Origin of the sequence: Campylobacter sp. RM16188 (genome assembly GCF_012978795.1) — a bacterium.
Lineage (GTDB): Bacteria > Campylobacterota > Campylobacteria > Campylobacterales > Campylobacteraceae > Campylobacter_A > Campylobacter_A canis.
Genome location: NZ_LIWQ01000001.1, coordinates 99,771 through 119,556, shown reverse-complemented (window position 1 = coordinate 119,556; position 19,786 = coordinate 99,771). Strand labels below are relative to the sequence as shown.

At 38.4% G+C, this 19,786-nt stretch carries 21 protein-coding genes; 7 read left to right on the top strand and 14 right to left on the bottom strand.

Going from position 1 to position 19,786, the window contains the following annotated elements; genetic code table 11:
* Positions 1 to 55 precede the first annotated feature (55 nt).
* The 10 genes from CDOM16188_RS00640 to CDOM16188_RS00595 all read right to left on the bottom strand — a co-directional run bounded on the left by CDOM16188_RS00640 (position 56) and on the right by CDOM16188_RS00595 (position 10,942).
* Complete coding sequence (locus CDOM16188_RS00640; RefSeq protein WP_172197293.1) at positions 56 to 793, bottom strand: ABC transporter ATP-binding protein; 738 nt, start codon at positions 791 to 793, stop codon at positions 56 to 58.
* On the bottom strand, positions 793 to 1,794 hold the full coding sequence (locus CDOM16188_RS00635; RefSeq protein WP_172197290.1) for an iron ABC transporter permease: 1,002 nt from the start codon (positions 1,792 to 1,794) through the stop codon (positions 793 to 795). The genes CDOM16188_RS00640 and CDOM16188_RS00635 overlap by 1 nt, the downstream gene beginning before the upstream one ends.
* An 81-nt stretch (positions 1,795 to 1,875) precedes the next feature.
* Positions 1,876 to 2,919, bottom strand: coding sequence for an ABC transporter substrate-binding protein (locus tag CDOM16188_RS00630; RefSeq protein ID WP_172197287.1), 1,044 nt, complete (start codon positions 2,917 to 2,919; stop codon positions 1,876 to 1,878).
* 144 nt (positions 2,920 to 3,063) lie between these two features.
* Complete coding sequence (locus tag CDOM16188_RS00625) at positions 3,064 to 5,100, bottom strand: TonB-dependent siderophore receptor (protein WP_172197284.1); 2,037 nt, start codon at positions 5,098 to 5,100, stop codon at positions 3,064 to 3,066.
* A 229-nt stretch (positions 5,101 to 5,329) separates the two neighbouring features.
* Positions 5,330 to 5,830, bottom strand: coding sequence for a chemotaxis protein (locus tag CDOM16188_RS00620; protein ID WP_172197281.1), 501 nt, complete (start codon positions 5,828 to 5,830; stop codon positions 5,330 to 5,332).
* Entirely contained in the window at positions 5,812 to 6,024 is a 213-nt protein-coding gene (locus tag CDOM16188_RS00615) for a molybdopterin biosynthesis protein MoeB (protein ID WP_172197278.1), read from the bottom strand. Before CDOM16188_RS00615 ends, CDOM16188_RS00620 begins: the two co-directional genes overlap by 19 nt.
* On the bottom strand, positions 6,024 to 6,755 hold the full coding sequence (locus tag CDOM16188_RS00610) for a hypothetical protein (RefSeq protein WP_172197275.1): 732 nt from the start codon (positions 6,753 to 6,755) through the stop codon (positions 6,024 to 6,026). The genes CDOM16188_RS00615 and CDOM16188_RS00610 overlap by 1 nt, the downstream gene beginning before the upstream one ends.
* A gap of 110 nt (positions 6,756 to 6,865) precedes the next feature.
* Positions 6,866 to 9,319 (bottom strand): GGDEF domain-containing phosphodiesterase, encoded by a 2,454-nt coding sequence (locus CDOM16188_RS00605; RefSeq protein ID WP_172197273.1) that lies wholly within the window; start codon positions 9,317 to 9,319, stop codon positions 6,866 to 6,868.
* Positions 9,316 to 10,173: a cytochrome-c peroxidase gene (locus CDOM16188_RS00600; protein ID WP_253908103.1), complete on the bottom strand. Its 858-nt coding sequence runs from the start codon at positions 10,171 to 10,173 to the stop codon at positions 9,316 to 9,318. Before CDOM16188_RS00600 ends, CDOM16188_RS00605 begins: the two co-directional genes overlap by 4 nt.
* Before the next feature lie 46 nt (positions 10,174 to 10,219).
* Complete coding sequence (locus tag CDOM16188_RS00595; RefSeq protein ID WP_172197271.1) at positions 10,220 to 10,942, bottom strand: class I SAM-dependent methyltransferase; 723 nt, start codon at positions 10,940 to 10,942, stop codon at positions 10,220 to 10,222.
* A 54-nt stretch (positions 10,943 to 10,996) separates the two neighbouring features.
* Here CDOM16188_RS00595 and CDOM16188_RS00590 point away from each other — a divergent pair, with 54 nt between their 5' ends.
* Positions 10,997 to 11,404 carry a thioesterase family protein gene (locus CDOM16188_RS00590; RefSeq protein ID WP_172197269.1) on the top strand — a complete coding sequence of 136 codons (408 nt, stop codon included), beginning with the start codon at positions 10,997 to 10,999 and terminating at the stop codon, positions 11,402 to 11,404.
* Here CDOM16188_RS00590 and CDOM16188_RS00585 read toward each other — a convergent pair.
* A complete protein-coding gene (locus tag CDOM16188_RS00585; RefSeq protein ID WP_170018951.1) occupies positions 11,401 to 11,751 on the bottom strand; it encodes a Fur family transcriptional regulator in 351 nt (116 codons plus the stop codon). The two genes, CDOM16188_RS00590 and CDOM16188_RS00585, sit on opposite strands and share 4 nt — an antisense overlap.
* A 116-nt stretch (positions 11,752 to 11,867) precedes the next feature.
* Between CDOM16188_RS00585 and CDOM16188_RS00580 the strand changes: the two genes are divergently transcribed.
* Genes CDOM16188_RS00580 through CDOM16188_RS00565 form a run of 4 tightly spaced genes read left to right on the top strand, consistent with a single transcriptional unit; the run spans position 11,868 to position 15,767 of the window.
* A complete protein-coding gene (locus CDOM16188_RS00580) occupies positions 11,868 to 12,758 on the top strand; it encodes a zinc ABC transporter substrate-binding protein (protein WP_172197267.1) in 891 nt (296 codons plus the stop codon).
* Entirely contained in the window at positions 12,758 to 14,203 is a 1,446-nt protein-coding gene (locus CDOM16188_RS00575; RefSeq protein ID WP_172197265.1) for a DUF1007 family protein, read from the top strand. The genes CDOM16188_RS00580 and CDOM16188_RS00575 overlap by 1 nt, the downstream gene beginning before the upstream one ends.
* Complete coding sequence (locus tag CDOM16188_RS00570) at positions 14,200 to 14,967, top strand: metal ABC transporter ATP-binding protein (protein ID WP_172197263.1); 768 nt, start codon at positions 14,200 to 14,202, stop codon at positions 14,965 to 14,967. The genes CDOM16188_RS00575 and CDOM16188_RS00570 overlap by 4 nt, the downstream gene beginning before the upstream one ends.
* A 2-nt stretch (positions 14,968 to 14,969) precedes the next feature.
* Positions 14,970 to 15,767 (top strand): metal ABC transporter permease, encoded by a 798-nt coding sequence (locus CDOM16188_RS00565; protein ID WP_172197494.1) that lies wholly within the window; start codon positions 14,970 to 14,972, stop codon positions 15,765 to 15,767.
* A gap of 44 nt (positions 15,768 to 15,811) precedes the next feature.
* Here CDOM16188_RS00565 and CDOM16188_RS00560 read toward each other — a convergent pair whose 3' ends face one another.
* Together CDOM16188_RS00560 and CDOM16188_RS00555 are read right to left on the bottom strand one after the other, a co-directional pair.
* Entirely contained in the window at positions 15,812 to 16,693 is an 882-nt protein-coding gene (locus tag CDOM16188_RS00560) for a DMT family transporter (RefSeq protein WP_172197261.1), read from the bottom strand.
* 27 nt (positions 16,694 to 16,720) lie between these two features.
* Positions 16,721 to 17,470, bottom strand: coding sequence for a DUF4197 domain-containing protein (locus tag CDOM16188_RS00555; RefSeq protein ID WP_367649325.1), 750 nt, complete (start codon positions 17,468 to 17,470; stop codon positions 16,721 to 16,723).
* Positions 17,471 to 17,682: 212 nt separating this feature from the next.
* On the opposite strand from CDOM16188_RS00555, the gene CDOM16188_RS00550 reads away from it, so the two are divergent.
* The gene (locus tag CDOM16188_RS00550; RefSeq protein WP_169942898.1) at positions 17,683 to 18,261 is read left to right on the top strand and encodes a manganese efflux pump MntP family protein; all 579 of its coding nucleotides are present in this window, start codon (positions 17,683 to 17,685) and stop codon (positions 18,259 to 18,261) included.
* A 43-nt stretch (positions 18,262 to 18,304) separates the two neighbouring features.
* On the opposite strand, the gene CDOM16188_RS00545 is transcribed toward CDOM16188_RS00550, so the two are convergent.
* Positions 18,305 to 19,177, bottom strand: coding sequence for a pirin family protein (locus tag CDOM16188_RS00545; protein WP_172197255.1), 873 nt, complete (start codon positions 19,175 to 19,177; stop codon positions 18,305 to 18,307).
* A 190-nt stretch (positions 19,178 to 19,367) separates the two neighbouring features.
* Here CDOM16188_RS00545 and CDOM16188_RS00540 point away from each other — a divergent pair, with 190 nt between their 5' ends.
* Positions 19,368 to 19,589: a hypothetical protein gene (locus CDOM16188_RS00540; protein WP_172197252.1), complete on the top strand. Its 222-nt coding sequence runs from the start codon at positions 19,368 to 19,370 to the stop codon at positions 19,587 to 19,589.
* Positions 19,590 to 19,786 lie beyond the last annotated feature (197 nt).

Sequence of the window (19,786 nt, the reverse complement as noted above, 5' to 3'; positions counted from 1 at the left end):
CAAGCCGTATCAAGACAAGCATCTTGCAAGATACAAATTTGCATTTTAAAGCAAACTAAAGACTATCTTTATACTTCTCGTAATTCACCCCGTAAATTTTATCTACATTTTGAGCGTTTATCAGCTCTTTGCTGCTGCCGAAGTTTAAAATTTTGCCATCTTTTAAAAATAGCACCAAATTTGACACGAATTTCGCGTGCCTTGGATGGTGCGTAGTCTGCACGAAAGTATATCCATCATCTTTTAGTATCTTTATCATCTCTAAAAGCTTTATTTGATTTCCAAAGTCAAGCCCGTTGGTAGGCTCATCCATAAATATCGCCTTTGCGCCTTGAACTAACGTGCGCGCGATATAAGCAAGCTGCCTTTCGCCGCCACTTACGCGAGTATATCGCTCGTTTTTAAGCTTTAAAATTCCCATCTTATCAAGTGCCTGCTCGGCTAAAATTTTATCTCTTTTGGCAAAATTTGAAAACATTGGCGTCCTACAAAGCGCCCCCATTAAAACCACATCAAATACGGTGTATTCGTATGACGGCGCATGAGTTTGAGGCACGCAGGCTATAAGACTTGCTAGCGAATTTTTAGAGTATTTCCTCACGCTTTTGCCGGCGATTAAAACCTCGCCTTTAAATTTCAAAAACCCGAGCATGATGCGAAGTAGAGTGCTTTTGCCGCTTCCGTTTGCACCTAAAATACTTAAAGTATCTCCTTCGTCTATGCCAAAGCCTATATCATCAAGTATAGTGCGGTCCTTATAGGCAAAACTTAAATTTCTAACCTCTATCAACATCAAAAGCCCTTTTTAGCGTGGCGCAAGATGATAACAAACATCGGAATTCCAAAAAGCGATGTAACTATGCCGATAGGAATTTCAAAGGTAAAAATAAGTCGCGAAAAGCTATCGCAAAAGAGCAAAAAGATCGCACCGATCATTGCCGAGCTTACCAAAACGGCTATGTTGTCCGCACCATAAACAAACCGTGCGATGTGTGGAACTATAAGCCCGATCCGGCCGATTATCCCAGCGATCGTGACACTTAAAGCGCTTATAAAAGTAGCTACCAAGATAACAAAAATTTTAACTCTCAGCACATTTACGCCAAGGCTTTTTGCCTCCTCTTCGCCAAGGCTTAATGCGTTTAGATATTTACCGCAAAACGCAAGCAAGATGATGCCCGCAAACATCGGTAAAATCGAAATTTGCATAAAGCTTTTTGAAGCAAAGCTAAGGCTTCCCATTAAAAAATAAGTAATGCTAGGCAGACTATCGTTTGGATCTGCGGCGTATTTTAAAACCGAAAGCAACGAAGAAAACAACGAGCCGCTTATAACACCGCCAATAACCAGCACTATAACGCTTCCTTGTCGCGAATAAAGAGCCGAAATAAGCAGCGAAAAGATAACCGCCAAAAAGCCAAAGGCAAAGGTGCTAAGCTGAACCAGCACGTCGCTTAAGCGAAAGAACATCCCAAGAGCCGCTCCAAAGCCCGCACCCGCTAGTACGCCAAGTATCGAAGGCGAAACGAGAGGATTTACAAACATCGCCTGATATGCAGCACCTGAAATCGCAAGGCTGGCACCGATCAGCAAGCAGGCTAAAATTCTAGGCAGACGAATTTCACTTAGTAGCGTGTGCATGATCTCAAATTCTTTAAGATCTTTACCGCTTAAAAGGGCCTTAAAGTAAGCTATGTATTCGTTTGCGCTAAAGCCGTATTTGCCAAGCAAAAGCGAAGCAAAAACGCAAGAAAGCAGCAAAAAGAGCAAAAACAAAAATGCTTTTTTACTCATCAATGCTCGCTAATTTTACACTCAAAAGACCAGCTAAAAGATAAATTTGTGCAAATTTTAGCCCAGGCTCATATATTATCTTCATTTTTGCCCTAAAATTCTCATCGCCTGCTCGTCGCTTAACGAGATGTCCAAAAACAGCTTGTAAAACTCTTTGGTTTGGCTTACCATATCAAATTTAAAAGCGTCGGGATAAGCTAAATTTATAAGCCATTTAATCCCTAAAAATCTCATAAAAGAAGGCGGGCGATCAAACCAGCTAAAAGGCTCTCTTGGGATATAATACACTCTTTTGTTTTTTACCGCATCAAGCAAAGCCCACTTGGGGTCAGAGTAAATTTTATCGTAAAACTCACGCTCATAAATCAATATCATATCCGGATTATACTTAAGAACCTGTTCAAAGCTTACCTTCACTCGCCCGTAAGAATTTGCATTTTCTTCACCGCATTTATGCACGACTTCGCCTCCGCTTTTTGGTATAAGCGTAGCGTGATACGAGCCTTCACACTCGGTTGAAAGACCGTCTTTGCCTTGCGCATAATACATTCTAACTTTTTTAAGACCGTTTTTAGCAATGTAAGCTTCAATTTTCTCAGTCAAATTCAGCGAATTTTGCGCGTATAAAGTAAGCTCTTTGGCTCGCTGCTCTTTGCCGATAACATGACCTAAAATTTCAAAGCTTTGCACGTAGTCTTCTAGGCTTGTAGCACTAAGATAGAGCATCGGCTTTTTGATAGAGCCAAAGACATCTTTCATCTTTTTGCTGTTTTTAGAATTTGCGTTTATGAGAATAAGCTCAGGATTTATGCGAAGTAGCATCTCGACATTTGGGATCTTACCCTGCCCGAAAAATCCGCCGACCACGGGCTGATTAAGCACGGACTCTTTTATATACGGTCGCTCGTAGTCGTTCCACTCGAAATTTGAACCAATGATCCTTTCCGGAGCTAACGCATAAAGCAGGTAAAGAAGCGTAGGACTGCTTGCGTAAATTTTATCAGGAGCACTCTTTAAAAGCTCGTAATTATCGCTATTTTGCTCTATATAGCTTTTGATCTCAGCCTCGCTCATACCAAAAGCAAAAGAAAACGACAGTAGAAAAACCAAGAATTTCTTAAGCATTTTTGATCCTTTGTGGTTGTAGTTTATTTTAAAAATCTAAATTTTCGGTTAAAAGCTTAGATTTTTAAAACTAATTTGGGAGAATTTAAACCTCTCCCAAATTTTAGCTATCAAAAAGTTTGCAAGATAAAGCTTTGGTTGCTACTAAAATTTATATCGAATATTTGAGAAAAATACCCTTCCCTCTTCAGGAAATCCCTCGCGATATTCGTAGTTTTTATCAAACAAATTTGAAATTCCCGCATCGATCATCAAATTTTCAGTCGGTTTATAAGTAAATTTGAAATTTGTTACGCCAAAACCGCCCATTTTGGTTATCTCTTGTGATTTTGAATAAAAGCTTGAACTCATGTATTGAGATAGATACAGGCTAAATTTAGGCAGGATTTTAAAATCAACATAAGCAAACGCCTTGTGTCTTGGCAAATCTTCTATTTTATCGCTTCTATCTTTGTATTTTGCGCTTATGTAAGTGTAATTACCGCCAAGCTCAAAGATATCGGTTGCAAAATAATTAGCCCCAAGCTCAAAGCCTTTGTATTCGGCTTTGTCTATGTTTATAGCCTGCTTTAATTTATTTGCGCCCACCGTTACTTCATGCTCGCCGATGGCGTCTTTAACTTTTGAATAAAACACGGCACTTTCAAGTCTCAAATTCTCCCCAAAGCTTCTTTGGTATCCTATCTCGTAGTGATTGGCTACTTCGGGCTTTAAGTAAGGATTTGGCTCGTTTCTGTTAAATCTCTTTGAGTAACGCTCCTTCATGCTTGCAAAATATGTCTTTTTAGCAAAGCTAAGACTTAACTCATCGCTTCCGTCAAAGCTGTGTTTAAGTGCCGCTTGATAATTAAAGGCGTGACGTTTGCCGACTTCAAAATCATAAATTCCATACACGTCTCTTCCGCCCTGCTTTCTTAAGACTATATAATCCTGCGCACTTACGGCATCTCTAGTATCATAGCTTGCGCCTAGGATAAGCCTTGTCATATCGGTAAATTTGTATGTATTTTCAATACCGAAAGAGTAAGTCTTGTCGGCTGATTTTTGCCAAGGTTCCTCTCCTATTTTTACACCCGCATCATTATATATATCGTTTTTTTCTTTATGAACGTCATATTTGTAGCCGGTTGCAAATTTCAAACTGTTTTTATCGCTCATATCCCAGCCGAGCTCCAACCCGCCGCCGTAAGAGTGATCATCATAATAGCTCGGAGCATTTTTTGCATCATGCTTACTCATAGCTTTATCGCCGTAAATTTTTAAAGAATTATTAAATGAGTCGTAAAAAAGCTTTGATTTGATATATAAACTATCAGATATTTGAGTGTGAGACAAGAAATATACCCCTTCTTTATCCCACTTAGGCCAGCCCCAATATCTCTTGGCTTGATTATAACCTTTGTATCTTCCTGCATAAAACGGCTGCTCTTTTGCGCCTTTTTGATTTATATAAGCGATTGCGTATTCGTCCGTTTCGTTTGGAGTAAAGCCGAATTTGATGTTAAATTTCTTATCTCTTTGAACGGAATTTTCACGTCTTCCGCCATCTTCATTGCCGTTTATGTCCTTAACAAAACCGCTTGAGAGCTGCTGACCTCGATCTTCCATAAAGCTTCCGCCCGCTTGCACATAAAACATCTCTTGACGCGAGCCTAAGTTAAAATCCACATTGTTGCCGAAAGTATCTTTACTCTTACCCAGTTCAATCCCATATCCGATGTTGCCTTCAAATTCGCGCGTAGGCTTTTTGGACACTAAATTTATCGCACCACCCATAGTGTTTGCACCGTAAAGCACACTGCTTGCGCCTTTTGAGATTACGATTTGGCTTAGATCAAAGGTGGTAAAACGACCAAAATCCGCATTTCCGTCATACGGGATATAAACGGGGATTCCGTCTATAAATAGCGGTACGCGCCTAGCGTCAAAGCCGCGAATATAGAAATTCTGCTCAGCTCTTGGACCTTTCTTATCCACATAAACACCGGCTGTCGAGTAAGCGACCTCAGAAAGCCTTTTTATCTCGTCTTTTTGCATCTTTTGAGTACCAATCACAACAACATTCGTGTCACTTTTTTGTAAGCCTTCAACGCTTGAGACAACTTCAACCTGTCCAAGTTCAAAAACTTGAGCATGCAAAACAATGGCGACACTACATGCTATTAATGCGCTCTTTTTCATCCTAACTCCTATATAAATTTAATTTTTATATTTTTAAATAGACTGTATATAGATGTAATGCAATATAAAATATATAAAAATAATTTTATTTAAGAGTTATTTAAAAGAAACTGAAATTTATTTAATAAAATTTAAATTTTTAGAGAGCAAAACGGCTGAATTTAGGGCAAATTTAAAAAACGGATAAGTGTAAAAACAATAGTAAAAATTTAAGCTTTAAAATATATATTTATATATTACAACTTCTAAATTTCTGGCTTCTATCTCCGAATTTGGCTTCAACTATCAACACAAGAGTATAAAAAATCTTCTCGTCATTTAGTCTTGCAATATCCCTTAGAGTCTGATTTTTGCCATCAAATTTAACTTCGCCATCTTTTAAAATTTCAACAAGATCATCGGCATCGATTCGCAAAGTATCGGCGATAGTTTGGATAGTGTGATTTTCAAGCGCCATAACGAGCCTATCCATGTTGCAAAACGAGGGATTTTTCCTAGCCAAAACCACATCAAGAAACTCGTTAAAGAGCTTAATGAGCTTTCTTCGCTTGATAATGATATGAAGCATAGCCACAATCAAAAGTGCAAAACCGCAAATCCTATGCAGTAGCATAAGAAATTCGCTGTAATCTCCGCAAGCGAATTTAAAGCCCGAATACCCTAAGAGCAAAAGTCCCGCTGCAAGCAATACGATAAGCGCAAATTTATAAACTATCTTAACTTTAAACATTCAAAACTATCCTTATTCCACCGCCTAAATAGGCAGTTGTAGCAGCTTGGCTTGCTTGTGTCGCAAACGATCTCGTCCTCATCGCTGTCAAGCAGAAATTTATCACACTCTTTGGCTAAAATTTTAGCACTTTCGTAATCAAATTTACCTTTCAAGAAGACACCGCGCTCATCAAAACAGTCAAATTTAGCCACTAAAAGCCTCTAAGATCTTTTATATCACAAGCTTTAAATTTGCCGTTTTTATTTCTTTTTACAATCAAAACAGCTCTAAAATTTCTAACTATAAGCTTTAAATCAAAGCCCGTTAAGACTATTTCGTCTTTATCCACTTGTTTAAAATTTTCATCCAAAATTTCATCTATAAAGCCCGAATTTAAAATCTCTTGTGCGCTCATCTCATCTTTTTGAAGTCTTATTTTGCCTTTTATCCTTCCGTCATTTCCACTAAGTCTAAGAGCTATGCCCGCAAGCGCTCCTATCACTCCCCTGCCTTCATTTTTAAGCTCTTTAAGATAGATGTTTTGTCTTTTTGCCTCATCATAAGCTTCATCTTTTGTTATAAACTCAACTTTTGCTCTTTTGCCAAATTCGATAAGAGAATTTAAATTTAAGATATCTTTTTCAAAGGCAACCGCAAGCCCTGGCTCACTGCTAGGTGCGCTTTCTTTTATCAAAAAAGCTTGTGCAAATTTAATAACCTCATCTCTTTGAACTTCGTTCAGATAGGCGCTAAAGCACATTGAGCTGTTGTGCGAAGTGTAATTTACTCTTTCGTAAATTAGCAACTGATGGCGACTTATAAAAGAACATTCGCAAAAGCGCTCATTTATAAATTCCACTATATTTTCAGCAAGCATACCGGTGGATTTAGTATATCCTATTTCATCGGTATCATCAATGGCAATATAAGTTTTATACTTCAAGTTTATATCCTATTTTATATTTTAAATTATAGAATTTTAGTAATTAAATTTAGATAATAGAATTTAAAAGGATTGGGCTTGTAAATTTATAGGCTTAGGATAAAAGCGAATTATTTTTTAGTATCTTTTTTTAGATCGTCAGGCGAGATAGGTTTGCCAAGCAAGAAGCCTTGAGCGTATTTGATACCGAATTTTTTAACTTCGGCTAAAATTTCAGGAGTGCTTACGAATTCGGCTACCACATTGTAATTTTGGCGATTAGCAAAATCGATGATAGTTTGCATTAGATATCTGGCGTTTTTATCAAAAGGCAGCTTTTTGATTATAGAGCCGTCGATTTTAATTGTATCTATATCAAGCTCTAAAATTCGGTAGTAGTTTGAGTAGCCGCTGCCAAAATCGTCAATTGCGATTTTAGAGTTGTAGCTGCTTACTTTGTGGATAAAATCATTTACCGCTTCATAGTCATCCACGCCTTCGGATTCTAAAATTTCAAAATAAACATGCTCAGGATATGAGCAAATTCTAAGCTTTTGTTCTATGAGATCGCGAATTTGGGAATTTATGATGTCGCTATTTGAAAGATTCATCGAAAATTTAAGATCAGGAAATCTCTCAACCAGTCTAAATACATGGCCTATGACTTTTTTAGTTATGTCGTTATAAAGAGAAATTTTCTTAGCGATATCCAAAAATTCTCCAGGATAGCGCATCTTGCCGTGTTCGTCGATGAGGCGCACAAGAACTTCGTAATATTTGACCTTAGGATTTTTTACGTTAAAGGATATGTCATATACGCCTTGGCACTCCACGATAATGGTGTTGTTATAAATAGCGTACTCGATAGTTCTTGACATGATTTGGTTTTGATAATACTGCTGCTCTATGTGGCTGTTTTCGGTGTAGTAATAAACATCTTCACCTCTATACTTAGCCTCGTGGTGAGCAAGCATCGCTTGAGTTAGGCGGTTTGTCTGAATAGTATCTTGCGTCAAACTAACGCCGATAGTGGTTTTTATGTTCGGGATGAACTCTTTTTTATCATCGACTATGATATAAAGGTCGTTAGCTACGAAATAATCCTTAATCCTGCTTATATCTCTTTGGACATTATTGCCGTCATACCAGATACAAAATTCGTCAAACTGCACCCTATAAACACTTGCATTTATCTTATAAGTATCGATACAAAGCTGGATAGTATTGGCAAATGAAGTGATAATAAGCTCTATCGTCTTTGTCTTGTAAAAGAAACGAAAATCCATAAAGTTGTTGATATTTATATAGATGATCATACCGCTTGGATGCTCCGTAAGCCTTTGCGTAAGACCAAAATAGCTACCAAATCCAGTGAGCCTATCATAAAGAGCCTTGTTTCTAAGCTCGATATCTTTTTTCTCAAGCTCTTTTGCGTTTAAAATTTCTTGAGTTCTGTCAAATTTTACCGATAGATAGCCTTCTCTTTTGCCCTTTTCGTCAAACAAAGGAGAAAACATAACTTGCTCATATATCAAATCGCCGTTTTTTGACTCCGTTACATACTCATTGCATCTCCAAACTTTATCGCTTTCTAAAGTCTTGATGATATCTTCGTAAAATTCATTCACGTGAGTATGGGATTTTAGTATGTCGGTGCTTTTTCCTATAACCTCTTCGGGCTTATAGCCGGTAGTTTCTTCAAAAATTTTATTTACATATTTAATTTTTCTATTCATATCTATAAACATAACCGAGCTAAATATATTATCGATGGCTTGATGCAGGTGGTTTGATCTTTTTAATATTCTTTTGCTTTTTAAAAATGTAAAAAATATCAAAATTATTGATATGGCTATGAGTAGGATAAAAATTCTAGTCATATTTTTTAAATTCGAGATGGACTTGTTGATGTAGTGCTGACTTTCTACAACAAGCTTATCAAGCTGCTCTTGCAAATTTAGTCCATAAATTTCATTTAAAGTTATCTGCGCCTCTTGATAATACTCCACAAGCTCCTTGGCTCCATGCAGGAAGCTTATGTCATGCTTATTAAGCTCCGCTCTTTCAAAATACTCACTTAAAAGCTTGTATGGTTTTTTTAAATTTGCATTTATATCATATCTAAAGAGCAAAATACTGGGCATAACGCTGTCAAAATAACTGCTTCTATAAAGATCTTTAAAGATTATATCGTCATATATGAATTTAGCCAATATCGCAACGGAGTTAAAATTATCTATCAAATTTATTTTTTTATCGAAAATTTCCTTAACTCTTTCTATGGTTTCAAGATTTACCGGAACTTCGTTAAAGGATTTATGCTTTTTAGTATATAAAATTTCATTCACGATACCGCTAAAATCATTAGTTAGCTGCATCATTTTATCGTGATCGGCTTGCAAAAATGTCTTATCAAGTATAAATTTAATCTCTTTATTTATCCTAACCAGATCGGTTATATAGTTGCTCCACCTATAACCTTCTAAAACATCTTTGTTTGCCTTATAGGTTATCATAGCGCCCATAAACAAAATCAGCGCCAAAGACAAAAACAGCAATTTTAAAAATATAATTTTGTTTTTCATTTTAAAATTTCAGGCTTTTCGCCGCTTAAAGTAAGTAAAAATTTATATATAAATTCCATCTCTTCATCAGTGATATCCTGAGATACCTGAAGTCCAGAAACATGCCTGATAGCCTCTTTTAAATTATCCTGCTTGCCGTTGTAAAAATACGGAGCCGTTTTAGCGATATTTCTAAGTCCGGGCACTTTATAATACCCCGTCTCGGCCTTAACTGAATTATCGTCAAGCTGGACGTTATAATATACATTTGCGCCCAAATTTCTGCCGCTATGGCAGTTTATGCATCCGACTTTTTTAAACAGTTCAAAACCTCTTTTTTCATCACTACTAAGGGCGTTTTCATCGCCTCTTAAAAACTGATCGAACCTTGCATTGGGAGTTATAAGAGCTTTTTGAAATTCCGCTATAGCATCAACTATATTTTCAAAAGTTACTCCGTCATCATAAACGGCATAAAACTGGCTTCTATATTTAGCGTTGGAGCTTACTTTTTTTACTACGAATTCCTTTGTGCTTCCAAGCTGATTTAGATCGGTTATGCTCTCTATGACCTGATCTTTCATATTTCTTACTCTACCGTTTTTGAAAAACAAAAAATTCGACGCGGCATTTAGTACTGTAGGAGGATTCATATAGCCGCTTATGGAAACTTTGATGTTGTGATCTATCGTACCGCTTGTATTCCAGTAAAGATTATGGCATCTTTCACAAGAAACGGTTCCGCTTGGGCTAAGTCTGGTATCATAAAAAAGGTTTTTGCCAAGCTGCGCTTTTTTCTCATCATACTTAATAACCTCAATCGGTGCTACCGGTCGGCTATTTGCAAAAAGCGACATAGACATTAAAAATATCAACAAAAACCTCAAAATACTCTCCGACAAAAAATTATCCGATTATATCCTAAAACACCAAAAGTTTCATTGAAGAGTCGATAGTTTCTGTTATTTTTCCGTTTATACTTTGCTTTTCAAGTTCGTTTTTAAGGGATTTTTCATCAAATTTAATTTTGCCGATTTCTAAATGCCAAGTAACATTTTCGTAAGCTTCCTGCAAACTCAAATCCTTGCTTCTTACCTCTTGGATAATCTCTGATTTAAAAGGAATTTTTTGCATTTGCAAGTGATACTCAAACCCGCTTGCTCTATCAAACCACTCTTTTCTCTTTCCGTAAATTTCATAAAATTTATTGATTAAGTCCGAATTTCTAGGCTTATTCCACCATAGATAAACTCTTTGCTTGCCTGCACTTGTAAATTTATCAAAGTCCTCCACGGTCGCGATCGCCGGACTCATCGTGCTAAAAGCTATATCGTAAATTTGATCAAGCTTAAAGCTCGTCCAATCGCTCTCAACTATCCTTAAATTTGAGATACCGAATTTGCGAGCGTCATCGCTCATAACCTCAAGCATCTTGGTCGAGAGGTCAAGACCTGTTACGTTTTTACACATTTTAGCAAGATGAAGAGTTTTTACACCTGTTCCACAACCCACATCTATAAGAGTTTTTTCTTTAAAGTCGATTCCGTATTTATCCAACTTATCAAAAAATTCTTTTTGAAATTCGTTAAGTTCGCCCTCATATCTTGAGTAATTAGCCGCTTTTTTATCCCAAGAGCTCTTCATAAAACCGCCTTTTTAAAAATTTGAGTTACAATTGTATCAAACAAAAGGACAAATATGAGAATTTTTAGCTACAAATTTAAAGTAGGCAAAGAGGCTATAGACATAAACAACCACGCAAACAACGCATACTATCTTATCTGGATGCAAGAAGCGGCTTTTGCGCACTCAAATTTCGTGGGAGATACGTTTGAAGAGCAGCTTAAAAACAACTCGACTTGGGTTATAAAACGCAACGAAATCGACTATTTGGAGCAAATTTATTTAGGAGATGAGATCGAGATAAAAACATGGACAAAGCAGGCTAGAAAAGTTAGTTCAAACAGATTTTACGAATTTATAAAAGACGGCAAGATTATAGCTAAAGCCATAACCACTTACGTATATTTTGACCTTGACAAAAAGCGTCCAAAGGCGATCCCCGATCATCTTGCGGAGCTTTACGGCGAAAATGAGGAAATTTAAAAGCAATCGTCGCAAATTCCCTTTACAACTACGCTTTTAACGTGGCTTTGGTTTAAATTGGGCATATCGATATTTGTCATCTTTCTGCAAACATCACAGACAAAATATGCCTTTGCTTCGCCTGCAAGCTCGTAAAAATTTTTGTGGTTGTTTTCGCTTTTTACGATAATGCCTTTAGCTTCAAAAATCTCCATCGAGCGGTAAAATGTCGTTTTATTGGCCTTAATTTTGCTTAAAATTTCATCATATCCAAGCGGAGTATCGGCGCGAGATAAAATTTCTAAAATTTGCAACCGAAGCGGAGTTGCCTTTATATCGTTTATCCTTAAGAGCTCTTGAGGCGACATCTCATCCTTTCGTTTAATCTCAAAAGCTATCATACTAAAATTTATATAAAAAAGCATTAATTCGCAACTAAGTTGCTTTTGCTATACTTCCCTAAAAATTTAAAAAAAGGTTTAAGATGAAGAAAATTTTAGCTTTTTTATGTTTTGGCGCGCTTGTATGCTTTGCAAAGCCTGTCGTTAGCGTAAGTATATTACCTCAAGAATTTTTCGTAAAACAAATCGCAGGCGACACGGTTGAAGTAAATACCATGGTATCTCCAGGAGCCGATCCTCACACTTACGAGCCAAAGCCAAAGCAGATGAAATCTCTTGAAAACAGCAAACTTTACTTTGCCATAGGCATTGAATTTGAAGAGGTTTGGTTGCCGAAATTTCAGCAGTCGTTTCCAAAGCTAAAATTTATCTTTACTCAAAAAGGAGTAGAAAGAGTCGCTATGCAAGAGCATGAGCATGAGGGGCACGCGCACGATAAAAAAGAGCATTGCCACGAACACAACGGAAAAGTGCATTGTCATAGCCACGACGGGCTTGATCCACACATCTGGCTTGATCCGGTGCTTGTAAAAACTCAGGCTAAAAACATCCTAAACGGACTTGTTAGAGTTTTCCCTGAGCATAAAGAGCTTTATAACGCAAATTACGAGAAATTTCTCGTTAAGCTAGACGAGCTTGACAAATTCATCAAGGATAAGCTTGCAAATCTTAAAAACCGCGAATTTATCGTGTATCACCCATCTTGGGGATATTTTGCAAAAAGATATGATTTAGAGCAAATTTCCATAGAAGTCGAGGGCAAAGAGCCAAAGCCCGCAGAGCTTGCAAACCTCATCAAGGAGGCAAAAGAGCACGGCGTAAAGGTCATCTTCGTAGCGCCTCAGTTTTCTAAAAAATCGGCAAATTTAATCGCAAAAGAAACGGGCGCAAAGGTAGTTGAGATAGATCAGCTCCCGCTTGATTGGGAGGCTGAGCTTAAAAAGACAGCCGAAATTTTCGCTAAGAGTCTTTAATGATGAAATTTGGGCGCATACTGGCCGCACTGACGCTTTTTGCGTCCATTGCCTACTCGTGTGCGCTTTGTGCGCTTTACACACCCACAGCTCATGCGCAGATCAAATTTGACGCATGGAGCGACACGCTTAAAACAGCTACTATAACATGGACGTTTTCAGAAAATTTCACCGAGCTAACCATGCAAGGATATGACGAGGACGCCGATAAAAAGCTAAACGAAAAAGAGGCTTGGAACGTGCAAAAATCCTTGCTTGACTACATCGTGCCACGCGGATATCTTACTACGGTTAGCTTTTATGACGGCGAGGGTGCGAGCGAAAATTTATTCGTAAAGACAAAGAGCCAGCGCGTTTATATTGAAGAAAACAGGCTAAATTTCGAGTATGTTTTGGAGCTAAATTTAGAAATTTTGCCTCGCCGTGTGGTTGTGTTTGAGATAATCGATCGCGAAGGATTTTTTAACTTCAAAATCGCAAACGACGAGCCTTACAGGATAACCGAATCCATTTTCATAGTGCCAAATTCAAATTTAAACACCGTGTTTTTTGAGATGAGCGAGCAAAAACCTAAAATTTCAAACAAAGACAAGCCTGAGCTTAGCTCGCTTGTAAAAAACAAAAATTTAGAAGAGATTGACGCGATAGACGAAGCGAAATTTAACTCTCTTGCCAGAACCACGATAGGCTTTTTAGACAGGCTAAAAGAACTCATCAAAGAAAACTCAACCGCATTTGAAGCTTCGAAATTTGCCCTCATTATGCTTTTTAGCTTCGTCTACGGCTTTTTGCACGCAGCGGGCCCGGGACATGGCAAACTGCTTACGACATCGTATTTTGCAGCAAGCGGAGGCAGCTACTTAAAAGCTTTTGGCTTCTCGCTTAAAATCGGCATTTTGCACGTGCTTGGCGCGCTCATGTTGGTTTGGATTACCATGAGTTTGCTTGAAAGTTTTGCGGCAAACGTAGCAAATTCCGCTGCAAATTTGACGACTAAAATTTCAGCCCTGATCATCATGGCGATCTCTGCTTATATGATATTTACTAAGCTAAAATCACTCAAACCAAAAGTTCATAACTACAAATTTAGCCCTCACAAGGCAGACTGCGGATGTGCGGCTTGTAAAGCAATGGAAGTTAAGCCAAAGAGTCTAAACGAGTGGTTTGTAGCGCTTGCAGCCTCGCTTGTGCCGTGTCCCGGCACTATCATAGTCTTCATACTTGCATTTAGTCTAAACAGCTGGTTTATAGGCGTGATGAGCGGCGTTTTTATGGCGCTTGGTATGAGTATAGTTATATTTATCGCAGCGGTCTTTGGCACGAAAGTAAATGCGCTCTCAAAATATAAAAATTTAAAAATTTACTGCGAATTCCTAGCTCTTTTAGTTATGTTTGGATTGGGAGCTTTTATGTTTTTTATCGCGGGTAGGATATCGGTTTTATGAACGGGGTTAGAATAGAGAATTTGTCGTTTGGATACGATGAGAATTTGATATTTGAAAATATAAATTTAAACTATGATATCAAGGATTTTCTAGCTATCATAGGTCCAAACGGCGGGGGCAAATCAACCCTACTTCGCCTTATGTTAGGGCTTTTAAGACCTAAAAGCGGCGAGATAAAGATATTTGATAAAAACCCTAGCGAGGTTAGCAAAACCATAGGATACGTCCCTCAAAACATCTTCATAAACGCGAATTTTCCGATGAGGGTTTTAGAAGTGGTACTTATGGGGCGAATCGATAGGAAAATTTTCGGCTTTTACACCAAAGACGATAAATCAGAAGCGATGAAAGCGCTTGAAAAAGTCGGCATGAGCGAGTTTGCAAACTCTCGCATAGGCGAGCTCTCGGGCGGTCAAAGACAAAGAGTTTATATCGCAAGAGCGCTTTGCGCAAAGGCTAAAATTCTCATGCTTGATGAGCCAACCGCAAGCATCGACACCAAAGGGCAAGCCGCGATTTATAGCCTGCTTAGCGATATAAACAAAGAAGGAATCGGTGTCATCTTGATAAGCCATGACGTAAATATCGCACTTAGCTTCGCTACGAAAGTTGCTTACGTAAATCACAAAATTCACATGCACGACATCGCGCCCGATCGTTCAAAGCAAGAATTCATCGCTCATCTTGCACACGAGCATAATCACTTTTGCGATGTCGAGATCGCGCTTAAGGAGTGCGGTTGCAAGAGCTTAGACAAAGGGTAAAAATGCTAGAAGCGCTAAATTTGGAATTCATGCAAAATGCCCTTATGGCAGGGCTTTTAGTAAGTATCGCATGCGGAGTTATCGGCTCGCTTGTAGTTATAAATCGCATGGTTTTCATCGCCGGCGGCATAGCGCACGGAGCTTACGGCGGACTTGGGCTGGCGTTTTACTTTTCGCTTGAGCCGCTTTTGGGTGCTAGCGGATTTGCGATATTTCTTGCACTCTTGATAGCTACTATCACGCTAAACGATAAGAGCAAAATGGACTCGGTTATCGGCGCACTTTGGGCGTTTGGAATGGCGTTTGGCATTATCTTAATAGATCTAACGCCCGGATATAACGTAGATCTCATGAGCTATCTTTTTGGCTCGATTTTAGCGGTGCCTGATAGCGATTTAGCCTTTATGGCGGCGGTTGATTGTGTCATCTTGCTTATAGTTACGCTGCTTTACAGGCAGTTTGAAGCCCTTAGTTTTGATTCGGAATTCGCCAAACTTCGCGGAGTAAAAACCACGCTTTTATACTATGTACTAGTCTGCATGATGGCGCTAAGTGTCGTGATGACGATACGCGCAGTGGGTCTTATCTTAGTCATCGCGCTTCTTACCATACCGCCTTATATAGCGCAAAATTTCTCTAAACGCCTTGGCGCAATGATGCTAAACGCTACTCTTATCTCGGCTGCGTTTTGTATATCGGGGCTTTGGCTTAGCTTTGAAGCGAACTTAACAAGTGGAGCAAGCATAATACTTATAGCCTCAATCTGCTTTTTTATATTTACGGCTATAAGCAGACGCTAAATTTGGTTAATTTTAATAAATTTGCGCTTGTAAGATAACGAAATTTAAGCTTTTTGACTCTTGTAATAGCTTCCCACTTCACTGATTATAATTCCAAAAAGTATAAGCAAAGCTCCTAAAATCTGCCACGAGCTTAAAATTTCCCCGCCAACAAAATACCCAAAAAGCCCGGCACTAACAGGCTCAAAAGTAAAGATAAGAGCCGTTTTCATAGGAGTTGTGTAGCGCTGCATCGCCGACTGAACAAAAAATGCAAAGACGGTCGCAAACACCGAAGTTATGATAACGGCTTTAAAAAATGCATAGTTAGCCACAGGCAAAACGCTATGCGTATCAAAAACAAGAGCCGCAAAAAGACATAGAGCGGTTACTACCAAAAACTGCATGCAAACCATCTGATAAAGCTCGCATTTGCGCACAAAAACGCCCGTAAATATGATATGAACAGAATAAGCAACGGCACAAAGCACGGAGAGAATTTCACCTCTGCCAAACCCAAGCTCGCTATCACTTAGCAAATACAGCCCAAAAGCCGATAAAAAGGCTCCTATAAACGAATAAACATAGACTTTTTGCCTAAAAAACAGAAATACTATAAAAGGCACAAAAACTACATTTAATCCCGTGATAAAGGCAACGGTCGAGCTAAAAGTGTATTTAAGGGCAAAGGTTTGAAGCGCAAAGCCCGCAAATAAAAACACACCTAGCAAAGAGCCGAATTTAAGAGAATTTGAGTCAAATTTCTTAACAAATTTAATCGAAATCAAACCCATTAACAGAGTTGAGATTAAAAATCTCCAAAATAAAATGACAAAAACGCCGTTACTCTTAAGCGCTTCAGCCATCGGCAAAAACGTCACGCCCCACACGACGGCAACGACTACAAGAGCGAGATCGGCGCCAAATTCCTTTATCTTTTTCGTCATATTATGGGTTTAAATTTAAGCTAAAAGTTATTTAAAGATATTTTCAATAGCTTTTTTGCCGTAACCCACAGGATCGCTTCTAAGCGACTTTTCATTTTCGCTCATCACTTTAAATAGCCCATCAAGCGTCTTTCTCGTGATGTATCCGTTTAGATCCTCGCCGTCGTTTGTTACATATTCGCCCATGCCAAGGCTTGAGGCTACAGATTTAACCGACTTCATACTCTCCGAGCCGCCAAGAGAATTTTTCACAAATGAATTTAGCCCGTTATAAGCGGTTGCAAAACTGTTTTGACTCATCATCTTTTCAATGATCGGCTTAAATATCTTTTCAAGCTCCTTGCTTGAATTTTGTTGCAAAAATTTACTAAAACTATCATTTCCACCGCTCATGATCTTTTTAACATCGCTTTCACTCATGTTTTTTATAGTTTTTGAAAAGACATCGGCAGCTCCGGGAACTGCGCTACTTGCGGCTTTGTTTATAGAAGTAACCAACTCGTTTGCCCACTTGTCGCCGCCAACTTTCTTTGCCAAATTTGCAGCCGTTTGCAAGCTTGGCGGAAGCGGAATTTTAGCCGAGGCATTTTTGATAAATCCGTCATTTGAAAGCTCTTTTACGGCATACTCAAGAGCCGAGCTTACCATGCTTTTATAATCGCTCTTTGTAGAGGCTTGATTTACGGCTTTAAGCCCATCTCCAACCATCTTACCCCAATCCGTACCAAAAGCGCTTAAAGCAAAAAATAGCGCCAAAATCACGATTTTTTTCATAATAATATCCTTTAAATTTAACCCTGCAAGCGTAAATTCGGCTTGGCAAGCAAATAAAATGATATTAAATTTTGGCTTTTCATCACTTGAAATTTATCTTTATACGCTAAATTTGCGCTCATAAAATATCAAATTTTAATTCCGTCAAATAAGGCCGAATTTTAATCTTAAAAAAATTAGTTTTAATGTAAAATTAGCCTTTTTCAGGAGAATTTATGGAGCTTTTACTACTAGCTTTCGCCCTTGCCATGGATAGCGTAGCACTCAGTATCGCAAGCGGTGCAAAATGCCGCGCATTAACCGTTTCGGGGGTCATTAAAGTCTCTTTTATATTTGGCTTTTTTCAAGCTCTTATGCCCTTTTTGGGATATTTTTTAGGGCTAACCTTCGTAAGCTTTATAGCTTCCATAGATCATTTTGTCGCATTTGGCATACTTTCATTTTTGGGTATCAAAATGATACTTGAAGCAAGAGAGCATAAAGACGAAGCGTGTTTAAATGACCTAGGACTAAAAGTCCTAACCATGGGCGCAATAGCCACGAGCATCGACGCGCTGGCTGTCGGAGTGACGTTTAGCTTTGAGAATATAGACATCATTTATACTAGTATTTTGATAGGATCTATCTGCTTTATCCTATGTGTTTTGGCGTGTTATGCGGGGAAATTTTTAGGTATAGTTTTAGAAAAAAAGGCTCTTATTTTAGGCGGAGTTATACTCATAGGCATAAGCGTAAAAATTCTCATCACTCATCTTTTAGACCATGGGTTCTTGGCTCATTTAAAGCCGTTTTGATTTTACGCTTACTATTTTCTAACTCCACACTAACAGGTCAAATTTAGCCTATGCTACCGAATTTTCCGCTGTTATAATCATCAATAGCTTGGCGAATTTCATCTTTTGTATTCATCACAAACGGTCCGTATCCGACAATCGGCTCATCTATAGGCTCGCCCGAAAGAAGCAGGATTTTTACATCTTGTCCGACTGCCTTTACTCTCACTTCACCGTCGCCTTTTTCAAAATTTACCAACTGAGCCTCGCCTGCGCTTTCATTGCCGTTAAAAATCGCTTCTCCGCGTAAAACAACCATAGAAAGCGAATGTGAAGCAGGTACGTTTATAACCGCTTCTTTGCCGGAATTTATCATAACGTCCCAAACATTCATCGGCGTAAATGTGCTTGCCGCTCCGCCTACTCCATCAAATTCTCCCGCTATAATCCTTGCTTGTCCCGCACCGTCTGCAAATTTGATCACAGGAATTGCTTCGCGCGACAAGTGCTGGTATTTTGCGGGAGTGTTTTTATGCTTTTTAGGTAAATTTACCCAGAGCTGAACCATCTCAAAAAGTCCGCCCGAACGGCTAAAATCCAAAGAGTGAAACTCCTCGTGCACTATGCCCGCACCCGCCGTCATCCATTGCACGTCGCCCGATTTTATAACTCCGCCACCACCGCTTGAATCCTTATGTGCGACCTCGCCGCTATAAGCTATCGTTACAGTCTCAAATCCTTTATGCGGATGGTGTCCGACTCCTCTTGGAAAGTCCGTTAAATTCGGTTTAAAAACCTGAGGCGCAGCGTAATCAAGCATCAAAAACGGATCAGTGCCGCGATCTTCGCCCATGTGACTAAAAAGTGGCTGAACTAAAAATCCGTCTCCGACCCAATGTGCACTATTTGATTTGTAAATTTTATTAACTTTTCTCATTTTTTATCCTTTATTTTATTTAAAATTGCGGTATTTTAATGCAGTCTCGTTAATATATTATTTAAAATCGGTAAATAAAAATTAAGATTATTAATCCAAACTTAAACAACTCTATTTATTGACCCATATCTATAAAATTTCACCCAAATTTGAATATAATTGTAAAAATTTAAGCGCGAAAAGGCTCGAAATGTTTAATTTTATATTCTCTTGGAAGTGCTATTTCTTACTCTTGATAATCGGAGTTAGCGGGTATCTCGCCGTGCCATACCTTGACGCGGCAGGCGCTCACAATGAAACGATAGAGGTGTTTAAGATACTAACTATGGCCATGGTAATGGGCATTGCCATATACCTGCTACTTGCGATTTGGGTGATACTTTTTAAAACTATCAGATCCTCAAGCAACTAATTTATCTCAAAGCGTCTTTTTTAAAAGCCATATATTTGGATACAAATTTAAAATTTGATATGAATTTTCAAGCTCTTTGCGTTTAGAGCTAAATTTAACTTGCCCGATTAAATTTAGCCGACTAGTTAGCCAAACTAGGAGTTTTAATCCTTGCCAAATAATATAAAAGCAATGCAGATTTTACGCAAGCGTTTTAT